This is a genomic window from Rahnella sp. ChDrAdgB13, from assembly GCF_017655185.1.
GTDB lineage: Bacteria > Pseudomonadota > Gammaproteobacteria > Enterobacterales > Enterobacteriaceae > Rahnella > Rahnella contaminans.
On record NZ_JAEMGT010000010.1, the window covers coordinates 56,115 to 71,323 of the forward strand.

Annotated in this window: 11 protein-coding genes; 8 read left to right on the top strand and 3 right to left on the bottom strand. The window is 55.2% G+C overall.

Annotation, left to right across the window (positions count from 1 at the left end; genetic code table 11):
- Positions 1 to 21 precede the first annotated feature (21 nt).
- The 5 genes from J8X26_RS04235 (at position 22) to J8X26_RS04255 (ending at position 5,014) form a co-directional block, all read left to right on the top strand.
- Positions 22 to 855, top strand: coding sequence for a phosphotransferase (locus tag J8X26_RS04235; protein ID WP_208950237.1), 834 nt, complete (start codon positions 22 to 24; stop codon positions 853 to 855).
- Between the two features lie 44 nt (positions 856 to 899).
- Positions 900 to 1,928: a beta-N-acetylhexosaminidase gene (nagZ, locus tag J8X26_RS04240; protein WP_208950253.1), complete on the top strand. Its 1,029-nt coding sequence runs from the start codon at positions 900 to 902 to the stop codon at positions 1,926 to 1,928.
- A gap of 51 nt (positions 1,929 to 1,979) precedes the next feature.
- Positions 1,980 to 2,522, top strand: a complete 543-nt coding sequence (gene ycfP, locus J8X26_RS04245; protein ID WP_152325611.1) for an alpha/beta hydrolase YcfP — start codon at positions 1,980 to 1,982, stop codon at positions 2,520 to 2,522.
- A 310-nt stretch (positions 2,523 to 2,832) separates the two neighbouring features.
- Positions 2,833 to 4,137, top strand: a complete 1,305-nt coding sequence (locus J8X26_RS04250; RefSeq protein ID WP_152325612.1) for an NAD(P)/FAD-dependent oxidoreductase — start codon at positions 2,833 to 2,835, stop codon at positions 4,135 to 4,137.
- Positions 4,138 to 4,477: 340 nt separating this feature from the next.
- Entirely contained in the window at positions 4,478 to 5,014 is a 537-nt protein-coding gene (locus tag J8X26_RS04255; RefSeq protein ID WP_152325613.1) for a glycine zipper 2TM domain-containing protein, read from the top strand.
- A gap of 73 nt (positions 5,015 to 5,087) precedes the next feature.
- Here the strand turns inward: J8X26_RS04255 and J8X26_RS04260 are convergent, their stop codons facing one another.
- Positions 5,088 to 6,071, bottom strand: coding sequence for an XdhC family protein (locus J8X26_RS04260; RefSeq protein WP_208950238.1), 984 nt, complete (start codon positions 6,069 to 6,071; stop codon positions 5,088 to 5,090).
- Entirely contained in the window at positions 6,058 to 6,666 is a 609-nt protein-coding gene (locus J8X26_RS04265) for an NTP transferase domain-containing protein (RefSeq protein WP_208950239.1), read from the bottom strand. The genes J8X26_RS04260 and J8X26_RS04265 overlap by 14 nt, the downstream gene beginning before the upstream one ends.
- A gap of 218 nt (positions 6,667 to 6,884) precedes the next feature.
- On the opposite strand from J8X26_RS04265, the gene J8X26_RS04270 reads away from it, so the two are divergent.
- From J8X26_RS04270 to J8X26_RS04280, 3 genes are read left to right on the top strand one after another with little or no spacing between them, the layout of a single operon-like run.
- Positions 6,885 to 9,674, top strand: a complete 2,790-nt coding sequence (locus tag J8X26_RS04270; RefSeq protein ID WP_208950240.1) for a xanthine dehydrogenase family protein molybdopterin-binding subunit — start codon at positions 6,885 to 6,887, stop codon at positions 9,672 to 9,674.
- On the top strand, positions 9,671 to 10,219 hold the full coding sequence (locus J8X26_RS04275; protein ID WP_208950241.1) for a (2Fe-2S)-binding protein: 549 nt from the start codon (positions 9,671 to 9,673) through the stop codon (positions 10,217 to 10,219). The genes J8X26_RS04270 and J8X26_RS04275 overlap by 4 nt, the downstream gene beginning before the upstream one ends.
- Positions 10,219 to 11,460 carry a cytochrome c gene (locus J8X26_RS04280; protein WP_208950242.1) on the top strand — a complete coding sequence of 414 codons (1,242 nt, stop codon included), beginning with the start codon at positions 10,219 to 10,221 and terminating at the stop codon, positions 11,458 to 11,460. Before J8X26_RS04275 ends, J8X26_RS04280 begins: the two co-directional genes overlap by 1 nt.
- A 72-nt stretch (positions 11,461 to 11,532) precedes the next feature.
- On the opposite strand, the gene mfd is transcribed toward J8X26_RS04280, so the two are convergent.
- Positions 11,533 to 14,973 carry a transcription-repair coupling factor gene (gene mfd, locus J8X26_RS04285; RefSeq protein ID WP_208950243.1) on the bottom strand — a complete coding sequence of 1,147 codons (3,441 nt, stop codon included), beginning with the start codon at positions 14,971 to 14,973 and terminating at the stop codon, positions 11,533 to 11,535.
- Positions 14,974 to 15,209 lie beyond the last annotated feature (236 nt).

The window sequence follows — 15,209 nt, forward strand, 5'->3', positions numbered from 1 at the left end:
CCTGAAAATCAGCTACAGCAAATGATTGAGCAACATTATCCGGCGGTGAAAACCGCCGGTTTTCATTTATCACCCGTGGCCGGTCTGACGGGCGAAAGCTGGAAAATTACTTCTCCGGCAGGCGATATGCTGGCGCGTCATCAGTCAGGTGAACGCCGGAACGCCGGGGTGGAAAGACAGCGTGAACATGCCATTTTGCGGCATATTGCGCGGCAGACTTTGGGGCCTTGTGTCAGACTCAGTTCACCGCCGTGGTTACTGGTGGAATGGATTGCAGGTACGCCGCTCAGTGAGGCGGCGTTTGTCTCCGCACAGGGGCAGAAACCCGTCAGCCAGAGCCTGGCAAAACTGCACCGGCTGGCATGTTCCGGTTATCCGCTGGATTTACGCCGTCAGTTTGCCCGTTACTGGCAACATGTTGACCGGCGCAGGCTCACGCCGCGCTGGCTGGCGTTACACCAGAAAATGATACGACGCAAATTGCCCGTGCCACTGAAAATGGCACTTCTTCATATGGATATCCACGCGGGAAACCTGCTGGAGACGGAGAAGGGTATGCGGATCATTGACTGGGAATATGCCGCCGACGGCGATATCGCGCTCGAATTTGCGGCGCTGTTTCGCGGCAATGATTTAGATCCGCTTCAGCAGGACGCGTTTCTTCGAGAATATGCTGAGGCGGGCGGTTATCAGGATCTCCCGCTTTTCCGCCAGCAGATTAAACGCTGGCTGCCTTGGGTGGATTATCTGATGCTGCTGTGGTTTGAAGTCCGCTGGGCGCAAACCGCTGATAAGAAATACAGTGAATGGGCGCAGCCGCTGCGGGGCAGGCTGTTTGGCCGCGTCCATGATTAACATGTGAAAACTTAAAAGGAGCGTCCATTTTGCTGGGACCTGTAATGCTGGATGTGGCTGGCTACGAGCTGGATGCCGAAGAACGTGAAATTTTGCAGCATCCGCTGGTGGGCGGACTGATTTTATTCACCCGAAACTATCATGATGTTGATCAGCTGCATGAACTGATCCGTCAGATCCGCACCACGTCTCACGACCGGCTGGTGCTCGCGGTGGATCAGGAAGGCGGACGCGTGCAGCGCTTTCGTGAAGGCTTTACCCGTCTGCCAGCCGCGCAGTCTTTTGCTGCGCTGAATGCGCCGCATGAAGCGAAGCGCCTGGCACAGGAGGGCGGCTGGTTGATGGCGTCAGAAATGATTACCATGGATATCGACATCAGCTTTGCGCCGGTTCTGGATATCGGGCATATCAGCGCTGCCATTGGTGAGCGTTCGTTTAACGCCGAACCGCAGAAAGCGCTGGAGATGGCGGAACAGTTCATTCTCGGTATGCATGCAGCAGGGATGAAAACTACCGGTAAGCATTTTCCGGGACACGGCGCGGTCAGTGCGGATTCCCACAAAGAAACTCCGAGAGACGATCGTCCGCTGGACGTTATCCGCGAGCACGACATGGCAATTTTCCGCCAGCTGAATGCGCGTAAATTGCTCGATGCCGTCATGCCGGCGCATGTGATTTACACCCAGGCAGATCCACGCCCGGCCAGCGGTTCGCCATACTGGCTTCAGGACATTCTGCGCAAAGAGCTGAACTTCAACGGCGTGATTTTCTCCGATGATATTTCGATGGAAGGGGCTGCGATTATGGGCAGCTATCCGGAACGTGCTCAGGCCTCTCTGGATGCCGGTTGCGATATGATCCTGGCCTGCAATAACCGTCAGGGCGCGGTAAGCGTGCTGGATAACCTGTCTCCGGTCAAAGCTGAGCGTGTTGCGCAGTTGTATCATCGCGGACTGTACAGTGGAAAACAGGCCCGTCAGGACCTGCAAAATTCCAGTCGCTGGAAAGACGCAAACCGTGAACTGACCGCGCTCGACGCACGCTGGCAGGAACATAAAGAAACTGCCCGGTAACGTTTTCAGACCGCGTGAGGGTTTCAACGCACATTCAGGATGAGGTAAACGATGATTATCTATTTGCATGGCTTCGATTCAACCAGTCCCGGTAACCACGAGAAAGTGTTGCAGTTGCAGTTTATTGATCCCGACGTCCGTTTCATCAGTTACAGCACGCTGCACCCGCGTCATGACATGCAACATTTGCTGAAAGAGGTCGATAAAGTGCTGCATGAAACCACCGACAAACTGCCGCTGATCTGCGGAGTAGGGCTCGGCGGATTCTGGGCTGAACGCATCGGTTTTCTGTGCGGCATCCGTCAGGTGATGTTCAACCCGAACTTATCGCCCCAGGATAATATGGCCGGTAAAATTGACCGTCCCGAAGAGTACGAAGATATCGCCACGAAATGCATCAGTGATTTTCGCGAGAAAAACCGCGACCGTTGTCTGGTGATTTTATCGCGCGAAGATGGCGTGCTCGACAGCAAGAAAACCGCTGAAAAGCTTCATCATTACTATCCTGTTGAATGGGACGAACATCAGACCCATAAATTCAAGGATATCTCGACCCATCTGCAACGTATCAAAGCCTTTAAAAATATCATTTGATTAACATTTACCGCTGAAAACCACTGCCCTTGTGCGGTGGTTTTTTATGTCTGAATCTCCCGTCAAAACGTTTTTTTCCCGCACGCCGTGTCCTAACTCCCTGATTTAAAGAAGTCAAAATACATGCCATTTCACTAAGTCAAATTAATCAAATGAATTTAAATTGACCTATATCAATTTTGGTATGACCAAATCACCACGCATGATATCCTCCGTGTCAGACACCGATTTAACTTAAGCAACCCTATGTAATATAAGGATAAAATTTTTACTCTTATATAACAATTGGTTCACATTTGAGGGGGTCATTTTGACATCACCAATGAAGAAAATTGTGATTATCGGCGGTGGCGCCGGCGGTCTGGAACTGGCTACCAGCCTGGGCCATAAACTTGGCCGCAAGAAAAAAGCGGAAATCATTCTGGTCGATCGTAACCACAGCCATTTATGGAAACCGCTGTTGCACGAAGTGGCAACCGGCAGCCTGGATGACGGCGTGGACGCGCTGAGCTATCTGGCGCATGCCCGCAACCACGGTTTCACTTTCCAGATTGGCTCGCTGACCGATATCGATCGCGAAAATCAGACCATTAAACTGGCTGAAATCCGTGATGAAAGCGGCGAAGTTCTGGTGCCCGTTCGCGACATCGCGTACGACACACTGGTTATGGCGCTGGGCAGTACGTCGAACGACTTCGGTACGCCGGGCGTGAAAGACAACTGCATTTTCCTGGACAATCCGCATCAGGCGCACCGTTTCCATAACGAAATGCTGAACCTGTTCCTTAAATTCTCTGCAAGCGATGACAAGCAGAAAAAAGTGAATATCGCGATTGTGGGCGGCGGTGCGACCGGCGTTGAGCTGTCTGCCGAGCTGCATAATGCGGTGAAACAGCTGCACAGCTACGGTTTTGAAGGGCTGGACAGCGATGCGCTGAACGTCACGCTGGTGGAAGCGGGTGAGCGTATTCTGCCTGCGTTGCCTCCGCGTATTTCCGGGGCTGCGCATCAGGAACTGACCAAGCTGGGCGTTCGTGTGCTCACGCAAACCATGGTGACCAGCGCCGATAAAAACGGCCTGAACACCAAGTCCGGCGAATTCATTGATGCTGACCTGATGGTCTGGGCTGCCGGAATCAAAGCACCTGATTTCATGAAAGATATCGCAGGCCTGGAAACTAACCGTATCAACCAGTTAGTGGTCGAGCCTACGCTGCAAACCACGCGTGATCCGAATATTTATGCGATCGGCGACTGTGCATCCTGCCCTCAGCCGTCCGGCGGCTTTGTGCCACCGCGTGCTCAGTCAGCGCACCAGATGGCGTCCCGCTGCTTCGCCAATATCATGGCGCAGCGCAAAGGGCAGAGCCTGAAACCTTACGTTTATAAAGATCACGGCTCATTGGTTTCCCTTTCACGCTTCAGTACTGTCGGCAGCCTGATGGGGAATCTGATGCGCGGATCCATGATGATTGAAGGGCGTATGGCGCGTCTGGTTTATGTTTCCCTGTACCGCATGCACCAGATTGCGCTGCACGGTTACATTAAAACCGGCCTGATGATGCTGGTCGGCGGGATCAACCGTGTGATCCGCCCGCGCCTGAAACTGCACTGATACTGAACAGCCGGCTTTTTTTCTGAGCGGGCTGAATCGTTTCATACCTAAAAGCCTGTTTCTTACAGGCTTTTTTCATTTTTCACATTCTCCACACAAAAAGCATAAGATTCTGCTTTTTTACTTTGTCAGCTAAGAATTCTCTGAAACACCCCGTTACACCCGTCATTCCTCTCACTTACAGAGTTCGTCTTATTGTTCACTGACATTTCCTTGTGCAGACTTAACAATAAGTTTACAGAAGGCGATTCACGCACGCCGCTCCTCAGATGTGTTGCTGTCCACTGAGGTGTCCCCGAATCCGGGACAATTGCGTGGTAACATTTTCGGAGGAAGTCCTGTGAACAAGTCAATGTTAGCTGGGGTCGGTATTGGTGTGGCTGCGGCGTTGGGCATTGCTGGCGTTGCGAGCATGAACGTTTTTTCATCGGGTCCGGAGTATGCGCAGGTAGTCAGCGCGACGCCGATCAAAGAGACCACCAAAACCCCGCGTCAGGAATGCCGCAACGTGACGGTGACTCATCGTCGTCCTGTACAGGATGAACATCAGATCACCGGTTCCGTGCTGGGTGCCGTTGCCGGTGGCGTACTGGGACACCAGTTTGGCGGTGGCCGCGGACGTGATGTCGCGACGGTAGCCGGTGCGCTGGGTGGCGGTTACGCCGGTAACCGTGTGCAGAGCAGCATGCAGGAAAATGATACGTACACGACTCAGCAGCAGCGCTGTAAAACCGTGTACGACAAAGAGGACAAAACGCTCGGGTATGATGTGACCTACAAAATAGGCGATCAGCAAGGGAAAGTTCGTATGGACCACGATCCGGGCACTCAAATTCCGCTGGATAAAAGCGGTCAGCTGCAGCTTACCCGTTCGTAATTCCCCGGTAAGCCGGATAAAAAAGCCTGAGGTTTTCCTCAGGCTTTTTTGTGCACTGAAATCAGCCCTGGTTTCAGGCTGCGGCGTTTTCCTGCGCTATTCCGTTCTTGTGTTTCACAATGTCAGCCATCACCGCCAGCGCGATTTCTGCCGGCGTTTTGCTGCCAATCGGTAATCCAACCGGGGCGTGCAGGCGGGAAAAATCGTCTGTCGTAAAATCCGCGATGGTTTGCAGACGCTCACGGCGGCGTGCGCTGTTGCGTTGCGAACCCATCGCACCGATATAAAATGCCGGTGTATTCACCGCTTCCATCAGCGTCAGATCATCCATTCTCGGGTCATGAGTCAGCGCGACAATGGCGGTATTCGCATGACAGCTTTTTTGCTCGAGATATTTTGCAGGAAACTGTTTTTCCAGCCGGATATCCGCTTTAAGCGACGGCAAAAAGTTTTCCAGCACGTCCTCGCGGCATTCACATACCACCACTTCAAATCCCAGCGCGCAGGCAAAATCAGCGCAATACAGCGCGACACTCGACAATCCGGCAATCAGCAGACGCGGCGGGGCGGCCAGATGCAGGGTAATGCAATCGTCGTTACGCATCACCTGAGTCGCATTATGATAATTTGTCAGTTCCAGATGGTCGCAGGCTGCGGGCAGGGTAAGTGACTTGGTGAGAGCGTAATGCCCGGCCAGCGCCATCCCCATTCTTTGCAGATAATCCATATTGTTTTGTGTCGCCGGTAAATACTCGATCAGCACATCCAGCGAACCGCCGCACGGCAGGGCAATATTCGGCGTCAGACCGCCTTCTCCGTAACGCACAATCTGACTGGCCTGCTGATATTCACCCGCAGCAATGCGTTGCAGAAAATCCTCTTCCACACAGCCGCCGGAAAGCGAACCACAAAAATGACCGCTGGCATTGGCCACCATCAACGCGCCGGGCGCACGCGGGGAAGAACCGTAAGTGGTCAGTACGGTACACAGCCAGACCGGATGGTGCGCCAGCCAGTCGCTGGCCTGTGCAATGACCTGATTATCAAGATGTTGCATACATATTTCCGTTCGAAACGCGCGCTGAAAGCTGGGAAGGCAGATCGATATCGCGGATCACCGCAGGATTATTGAAATCTACGCGCAGAATTTCATGACTGTAGATCAGTTCCCGCGCGCCCTGGTCGCCGCGCAATTGCAGCAACTTTTCCCTGAGCGGGCAGGCAAATCCTACCGGATGCCCCGGTGTGTTTTGCCAGTAAGGGCGAACAACCGAAGCGCTGCGCAAGGTATCAGCCACGGCGATAAAAATATCCGGTGTCACAAAAGGCATGTCCGCAAGATGAATTAACCATCCGTCCCAGTCCGGCGTATCCCGCACGCCAGCGGCAATGGATTCACCGGTTCCGCCCGTTTCGGCCAGCGTCACCGGCACCTTGGCGCGTGCGCAACTGTCCTGAACCGGCACATTATCCGGACGGGTAACGACGTGAACCCGCAGTCCGCTGGCTATGGTCTGCGCCAGCGTAGCGTCGAAAACCGTGACAGAGTTTTCTGCTGTTTTAGCCATTACCGCATTGAGTTTATTGCCCGTGCCGCCCGCTGCGATAAACCGGTTTCCAGAACCCGCTGCGAGAAGAAGAATGCCTGCCATTTTACGTCTATCCCTTTTGTACATTGTTTGCGCAACATAAATAATTATCCCATCTTTTTGCGCAAGTTTGTGAACGAAATATTAAAAATGTGTATTCGATCATTACTTAATTCAAACTGAAAACCTATAATCGCCCGCGATAAGCGGTATTTACAGCATTTACTGCAAGCTGTAAATGTGCCGAAAAATAAGAAAGACAATAAGAAGCAAGGAAATTTATGAGCAATTTCAACCCGTCCAGGCGGCGCTTTGTCAAAGGCGCTGTGATCGCTGGCGTCTCTGTTTATCTCGCCCCGTTACACAGCAAGGCCTACGCCGCGCTGTTTGAAGAGAAAATTCTCCAGTCACCACAATGGGATGCGCAAAACAAACGCGTCCGTTTCCGTATCGATGGCAAAGCGAAGGTTATGGGACAGAAAGTCTTTGCCCGCGATATCCGCGCCAAAGACATGCCGCACTGGCCGCAAAAACAGGCCCATGCTTTTATCCTGCGCGTAACGCAGGCTGACCGTGTTTATTCCGGGCTGGATTTATCGCTGCTCGGCGACGATTTACAGCCGGATCAGCTGGTCACTGCCGACGTGCTGGCGCGCGACGGTCTGGCTTTCCCGGCATTCTATGGCGAAGACATGTTGCTGCCGGCAGGCAAAACGCCAGCCTATCTTGGACAAGCGGTCGCCATCCTGGTCTATCAGGATTTTGCCAAATTCCGTTTTGCTAAAAATGCACTGAAATTTAAAGACGGTGTGTTGCGTTACGGTGAAACCACCGGGCCGCTGGAACGCGATCCGTGGGGAACGTTCCGCTTCGTTCGCGTCGGCGGCGAAACCGCCTATGAAGACGATAAGTTCTCCAGCCTGAAAGATATGCCAGTCTTCCCCGTCGGGATGCGCAAACACCTGCCAGTCTGGCCGGAAGGGCGTGAAGGCGGGAAGCTCGATCAGCAGGGCATGTTCTATGCGGGCGAAATGGCGGATGAAATGAAATCGCCACCGCAGGACTGGCTGGTGATGTCACGCCGTTTCACCACGCAATCCGTGGATACTTCCGCGCTTGAGCCGGATAACGCCAACGGCTGGTACGACGCCGCGACGCAAACGTTGCATATGGTGGTGCCAACGCAGTCGCCGCAGGAAGTGGCGGACGAAATGCCGCGCATGATGGCAAAAGGTCACCGCACGGTGAAAACGCTGATCCTGCATCCGTGTTATACCGTCGGTTACGGCTCGAAAGATCACTACAACTTCCCGTATTACGGCGCAGTCGCGGCGATGTACGGCGACGGTTTGCCGGTGCGTCTGGCGAATGACCGCTTCGAACAGTTCCAGTCCGCGCTGAAACGCCATGCGTTTGATATGAATTACGACATCGCCGTGAACCGCGAAACCGGGATGTTGCAGTCTTTCCATGCAGCAATGACCGCAGACGGCGGCGGGCGCAGCAACTTTACGCCGTCGGTGGTGATGGTGGGCGCAACCGCTGCGCAGTCGATTTACTATTTCCCGAAAAGTGATCTATCCGCGGTCGGGCTGGCCTCGCGCGCGCTCGACGCCGGATCCGCACGCGGTTACGGCACGCTGCAAAGTATGGCTGCTACCGAAATGATGATGGATGAGCTGGCCGCTGAACTGAAGCTGGATCCGATTGCGTTTCGCATGCGCAACGTCCTGAAATCGGGCATGAAAAACACACAAGGTGCCATTCCTGCCGGCGCAATCCGTGCGGATGAAGTGCTGGAAAAAGCCGCCGTTCACCCGTTATGGACAGAGCGTAAGAAGCGCAAAGCTGAATATGAAAGCCAGAATCCGGGCAAACGCTATGGCGTCGGTTTTGGGTGTGTGCAGAAAGACTTCGGCACCGGTGCGGAAACCTCTTTCGCCCGCGTGGAGCTCAGTGAAAAAGGCGAAATCAGCCTGTGGCACAGCGGCGCAGAAATGGGTACGGGAATGTCCACGTCCCAGTCCGTTTTGTGCGCCGAGTGGCTGGGAAAACCGGCTGAACAGGCGCATTTCTCAGTGACAGACTGGTCAGTGCTGCCGGTGGAAACCAGCGGCGACCCGTACATTATGTCGCAGGAAGAGCAGGACCAACTGCAAACCAATCCGCGCTGGTCGCCTTCTTACTGCTCGCCATCGAGCGCCAGTAACTCGGCTTATTACTTCTCTCACAGCACCCGCGAAGCGGCGCGCCTGATCTTCGACAACGGAATCTGGCCGGCGGCGATGGCTATCTGGCAAACCGGCATCGGTGGCGGACAGGCTGCCCCTTATGTTGTGCGCAAAGAAGATGCCCGCTGGGTGGAAGGCGGTCTGACCGCCAACGGCATGCAGATTCTCAGCCTCGAAATTCTGGCAAAAAAAGTCTACGAAATGAAAGGCATGACCGGCGCAGCGGTTCACGTCTTCAACCGCTGGCAGTGGGCAGAAGCTGATTTCACGCTGAACAACGTGCGTCAGCGCATTCCGGTGGATGGCATGTCTGTGCGCCAGGGTGCGGATCCATTCCAGACTCTGGCGCGTGACGCGGTGTATTACCCGCCAACACAGCGCAATAACGCGTCGGTGACCTATTACAGCGCAGTCGGCACGCTGGCCGAAATCTCGGTGGAAATCGCGACCGGTAAAGTTGAGTTGCTGACGCACCATTCGATTATGGAGTGCGGCAATCTTATCGTCCCTGAGCTGGTTTCCGGCCAGTTGCAGGGCGGGCTGGCGATGGGCATCGGCCACGCATTGCACGAGTATTTGCCACTGTATGAAGACGGGCCGGGCAACGGAACCTGGAATTTCAACCGCTACCATTTGCCGCGCGCCAGTGATGTGGCGGTCTGGAAACAGACCAGCGACATTCTGCCTGCGCTGTCGGAAACCGATCCGCCGAAAGGCATGGCCGAAGTCGTGATGATCCCGGTCGTCGCCGCGCTGGTAAACGCCATCGCCGATGCCACCGGCCACCGTTTCCGTGATTTGCCCGTCCGTGCTGAAAATATTCGTGAGGTTTTACAATGAGCATCAAAACGCAGCCTTTAGAGCTGACCATCAACAATCAACATTACGGCCCGCTGGACGTTCCCGAAGGTCTGATGATGATCGACTTTCTTCACGAATATGTGGCGCTGACCGGTTCCCGCCTTGGCTGCGGGCAGGGGATTTGTCACGCCTGTGTGGCGATTGTCGATCATGAAAGCGGCACCAGCGAAGAAGTGCGCACCTGTATTACCGGCGCACATTTCTTTAACGGCAAAAAAGTGCGAACCGTCGAAGGCCACGCCAAAACCGATGACAAAGGCGAAGTCCAGCTGTCTTCGGTTCAGCAGGCGTTTCTGGAACATTACAGCTTCCAGTGCGGTTACTGCACGCCGGGTTTTGTGAATGCGGCAACGCTGCTGCTTGAGCGTCTGGAAAAAAATCCAATTGCGCTGAATGAACTGGAAGGCGCGATTGAAGCGGCGCTGGAAAATCACATCTGCCGCTGTACCGGGTACGTGCGGTATTACGAAGCGGTGCGTGATGTTGTGATGAAAACCCCAGGCCTGATCCGGGAGCACGCGTGATGAAGAAACGTCTTTTTCTCCTGCTGCTGGCGGTAATTATCATCGTCGTGGCGGTGCTCTGGTGGCGAGAAAACCGCACGCCGGACGCGCCGGTGCAAAAGGTCACGGCGGATACCACACAGATCGAACGTGGCCGTTATCTGGTTCAGGCCTCCGACTGCGCCGCATGCCATACCGCATCCGGCGGCGCACCGCTGGCGGGCGGTTATCCGCTGGAAACGCCGTTCGGCAAAATCTTTGGCAGCAATCTGACGCCGTCTGCTGACGACGGTATTGGCCGCTGGACGTCGGAGGATTTCTATCTGGCGCTGACCCAGGGCGTTGCGCCGGGCGGACGTCATCTGTATCCGGCGATGCCTTACACGTCATACAAAGGCGTGACCCGCAAAGATTCTAACGATATGTATGCGTTTCTGATGACGCGTCCGGCGGTGAATCAGCCGGTGCCGGAAAACGAAATGCCGTTCCCGTTCAACCAGCGTATGGCGATGATTGGCTGGAACCTGTTGTTCCGCACCGCCGATCCGATCCCCGCCAGTTCGCAGGGCGATTCTGCTGACTGGCAGCGCGGGCAATATCTGACGGATGTGCTCGGCCACTGCGGCGAATGCCATACACCACGCGGCGTGCTGGGACAGATGCATACCGATAACAACCTGAAAGGCGGAACGCTGGGGCGGATCACTGCGCCGGACATTTCGCCGCAGGCGCTGGCGCAGCGCGGCTGGAACCCGGCAGATCTCAGCCGTTTCCTCGCGACCGGCATTGCACCGCAGGGATCGGCGTTTGATGAAATGCACAAAGTTATTGATCTCAGTACCCGTCATCTGACCGAAGCCGACCACCGTGCGATCGTCACGTATTTGCTGGGCGACAAACCGCCTGCGGCCGTGCCGGTGAGCATCGGGCAGGGCGGTAATGATGCCGGTCGCATCACTTATCTGGATCAGTGTTCCGGATGTCATATGGCGGACGGGTCCGGCAAACCGCACGTTGCGGTGGCGATGCAGAACAACGCCACCCTGCGCCAGCCGGATGGCCGTAATCTGATTGTCTCAGTGCTGGATGGTTTACCGGCGCAGGGCTTTCCGGCCGGAGAAAGCATGCAGCCGATGCCGGGCTTTGCGGAGCGCCTGAACGACGCGCAGATTGCCGAAATGGTGAATTACCTGCGTGTGACATTCGGCGGTTTGCCGGGCGATATCACGCCCGAGCAGGTGAAGGCGCTGCGTAAACCGTAGCGTGCTGATAAAGCATAAAAAAGCCCGGTGAATGAGATATTCACCGGGCTTTTTATTTTATGACGATAGCCGTCAGATAAGATGTTCTGCAAACTCCCCGAGCATGTCGCCGACAAACTTCAGGCGTTTTGGCCGGTCGGTGAGATCGAGCGTAAACTTCAGTTTGGTCGGGCCATCAAGGCGGTAAACCTGCGGCTGTTTTTGCAGCAGCCCAATCAGGAAGCCCGGATCCACGCGGTTTTTATCGCCAAATTCAATGAATCCGCCACGTTCATTGCCTTCAATACGCTTGATGCCCAGCGTTTTCGCGTTCAGGCGCAGCACGGCAATCTGCAACAAATTACGCGCACCGTCCGGCAGCGTGCCGAACCGGTCAATCAGCTCGACGCGCAGTTCATCCAGCTCGCCTTCAGTTTTAGCACTGGCGATACGCTTGTAGAGTGACAGACGCGTATTGACGTCAGGAATGAAGTCCTCCGGCAACAGCGCAGGCATGCGCATTTCAACTTCGGTCTGGCTGGTGGTCAGATCTTCCAGCGACGGCTCGCGGCCTTCTTTCAGCGCTTCGACGGCGTTTTCCAGAAGTTCCATATACAGCGAGAAACCGATGCTGGTCATCTGGCCGCTCTGGCCTTCGCCGAGCAGTTCACCGGCCCCGCGGATTTCAAGGTCGTGTGTTGCCAGCGCAAAACCGGCACCCAGGTCTTCGAGCGACGCGATGGCTTCCAGACGTTTGTGCGCATCCGTTGACATCGCTTTCGGCGGCGTCAGCAGATAAGCATACGCCTGATGATGCGAACGCCCGACGCGGCCACGCAGCTGATGCAACTGCGCCAGCCCGAAGTGATCCGCGCGTTCAATAATAATGGTGTTCGCCGTCGGAATATCGATACCGGTTTCAATGATGGTGGTACACACCAGCACGTTGAAACGCTGATGGTGGAAATCATTCATCACGCGTTCGAGGTCGCGTTCGCGCATCTGGCCGTGGCCGATGGCAATACGCGCTTCCGGCACCAGCTCCGCCAGACGCTGCGTGGCTTTCTCGATATTTTCGACATCGTTGAATAAGTAGTAAACCTGCCCGCCGCGCAGGATTTCACGCAGAATGGCCTCGCGAACCACCAGGCTGTCGTACTCACGCACGAACGTTTTGACGGCCATACGTCGCGCCGGTGGCGTGGCAATAATCGACAAATCGCGCATCCCGCTCATCGCCATATTCAGCGTGCGCGGAATTGGCGTGGCGGTGAGGGTGAGAATATCGACGTCCGCACGCATCGCTTTGATGCGTTCTTTATGACGCACGCCGAAGCGGTGTTCTTCATCGACAATCAGCAGGCCGAGGTCTTTCCAGCGCAAATCACTTTGCAGCAATTTATGCGTTCCGATAATGATATCGACCTTGCCTTCGACCGCATCTTCCAGCACCGCGTTTTGCTCTTTGGCGCTGCGGAAACGGGACATCATTTCAATGCGCACCGGCCAGCTGGCGAAACGGTCGCGGAAGTTATCGAAATGCTGTTGCGCCAGCAGCGTGGTGGGTACAAGAACCGCGACCTGTTTATTGTTGGAGACTGCGAGAAACGCCGCGCGCATCGCCACTTCGGTTTTGCCAAAGCCGACGTCGCCGCACACCAGACGATCCATCGCCAGCGGCTGCGTCATGTCGGTAAGAACGGCGTTGATGGCCTGCGCCTGATCCGGCGTGGTTTCAAACGGGAATGCCTGGCAGAACAACTGGTACTGCTCTTTATCATGCTTAAAGGCAAAACCGGCTTTCGCTTCGCGCTGGGCGTAGATATCCAGCAGTTCGGCGGCCACGTCGCGCACTTTCTCAGCGGCTTTCTGACGGGCTTTCGACCAGGCTTCACCGCCCAGTTTATGCAGCGGCGCACTTTCATCCGCGCCTCCGGCATAACGGCTGATCAGATGCAGGGATGACACCGGCACGTAAAGTTTGTCTTCACCGGCGTAGGTCAGTATCAGGTATTCAGCGGTAATCCCGCCTGTTTCCAGCGTGGTCAGGCCAAGATAACGGCCTACGCCGTGCTCAACGTGGACCACCGGCTGACCGGGGCGCAGCTCTGCAAGATTGCGGATCAGCGTATCGGTGTTAATCGAGCGGCGGGTGTCCTGACGACGACGCGCCACACGCTCACCGAGCAAATCACTTTCACAAATCAGCGCCAGCTGTTTATCCGCATCAAGAAAACCACGTTCACACGCACCGATCATGATGTAGCGACCGGCCGTTTCGGCTTCTTCAATACGGGTAATCAAAGCGGGCATCAGTTTAATGCGCGCCAGCAAATCTTGCAGCGTTTCGCGGCGGCCTTCACTTTCCACCGAGAACACCAGGCTGCCCGCGAAAGATTCATTGAACCGGCGCAGGTTATCCATCGGCGCTTTATTTTGCGGCTGAACGGATAAATCCGGCAGTTTTTCGTAGCTCAGGTTGGTGTTGGCGGCTTTCTTGGGAAGTGAATCTGTACGCAGCTGAACGCGAGGCCAGGCTTTCAGTTCGGCGTGCAGCGAGTCGACGCGCAACCAGAGATTTTCCGGTTCGAGCAGCGGACGCATCGGATCCACGCGGCGGCTTTCATAACGCTGACAGGCATCCTGCCAGAAACGCTCGGCTGCGGCTTCCAGATCGCCGGTATTGAGCACCAGCGTGTTTTCCGGCAAATAGCTGAACAGCGTGGTCAGCGGCTGGCTGAAAAACAGTGGCTGCCAGTATTCGATACCGGCGGGGAAGGTGCCTTTGCTGACCTGCTGGTAAACGTGCTCGGCATCGCGGCGCACTTCGAATTTCTCGCGCCACTGGCTGCGGAACAGTTCGATGGCGTTTTTATCGGTCGGAAATTCGTGCGCAGGCAGCAGATTGATGTGGTCCACTTCGGTCAGCGTACGCTGGGTATCCACGTCAAAAATACGCAGGCTGTCGATTTCATCGTCGAAGAAATCGATGCGGTACGGCTCTTCGCTGCCCATCGGGTATAAGTCGAGCAGGGCGCCACGGGTGGCAAACTCACCGTGTTCCATCACCTGATCGACGCTGCGGTAACCCGCCTGTTCCAGCTGTGAGCGCAGTTTGTCGCGCGAAAGCTGCTGGCCTTTTTTCATCACCAGCGCATGGCCGTGCAGGAACTCATGCGGGCAGACGCGCTGCATCAGCGTATTCACCGGCAGAATGATAATGCCGCGTTCCATCGTTGGAAGCTGATACAAACTGGAAAGACGCGACGAAATGATTTCCTGATGCGGTGAAAAACTGTCGTAAGGCAGCGTTTCCCAGTCCGAAATACTCAGGACTTTATGATCGGTAAATTGTTGAATTTCATCGCGCAGGCGCAGGGCATTTTGCATATCCGGCGCAATCAGCAGGATCGGGCCCGTGTGGCGTTCACTGATTTGGGCGCATTCAAGCGCGCAGGCGGAGCCGGTAAGCTGCCCTAACTGGCGGGTATCGCCCGGGCGTTCAGGCAGCGAATAACGATAATCTTGAGACATAGGCTGTTTTGCGTTCTCGTTTTTGGCGGCTGTCGGAGGCCAATTAGCAGACCGTATCTTGCTTTGCAGGGGTAACCGGGGTCAACCCGTTGTCTGTATAAAATGGTCAACGGCGTCACAAACTTAAACCGATTACTTTGGGTTAGTGGTTCCATAAAGCGGTGCTAGCCTTTATTATCCTTGATCACTTTAGTCTGCGCCATGCACTTATTTGCGGCCAAGCACTTAAAACGGAA

Excerpts from the sequence above, each read along its gene's own strand:
- J8X26_RS04235 (WP_208950237.1), top strand. The coding sequence starts at position 22 with ATGATTGAGCAACATTATCCGGCGGTGAAAACCGCCGGTTTTCATTTA.
- nagZ (WP_208950253.1), top strand. The coding sequence starts at position 900 with ATGCTGGATGTGGCTGGCTACGAGCTGGATGCCGAAGAACGTGAAATT.
- ycfP (WP_152325611.1), top strand. The coding sequence starts at position 1,980 with ATGATTATCTATTTGCATGGCTTCGATTCAACCAGTCCCGGTAACCAC.
- J8X26_RS04260 (WP_208950238.1), bottom strand. The coding sequence starts at position 6,071 with ATGCAACATCTTGATAATCAGGTCATTGCACAGGCCAGCGACTGGCTG.
- J8X26_RS04265 (WP_208950239.1), bottom strand. The coding sequence starts at position 6,666 with ATGGCAGGCATTCTTCTTCTCGCAGCGGGTTCTGGAAACCGGTTTATC.
- J8X26_RS04270 (WP_208950240.1), top strand. The coding sequence starts at position 6,885 with ATGAGCAATTTCAACCCGTCCAGGCGGCGCTTTGTCAAAGGCGCTGTG.
- J8X26_RS04275 (WP_208950241.1), top strand. The coding sequence starts at position 9,671 with ATGAGCATCAAAACGCAGCCTTTAGAGCTGACCATCAACAATCAACAT.
- J8X26_RS04280 (WP_208950242.1), top strand. The coding sequence starts at position 10,219 with ATGAAGAAACGTCTTTTTCTCCTGCTGCTGGCGGTAATTATCATCGTC.
- mfd (WP_208950243.1), bottom strand. The coding sequence starts at position 14,973 with ATGTCTCAAGATTATCGTTATTCGCTGCCTGAACGCCCGGGCGATACC.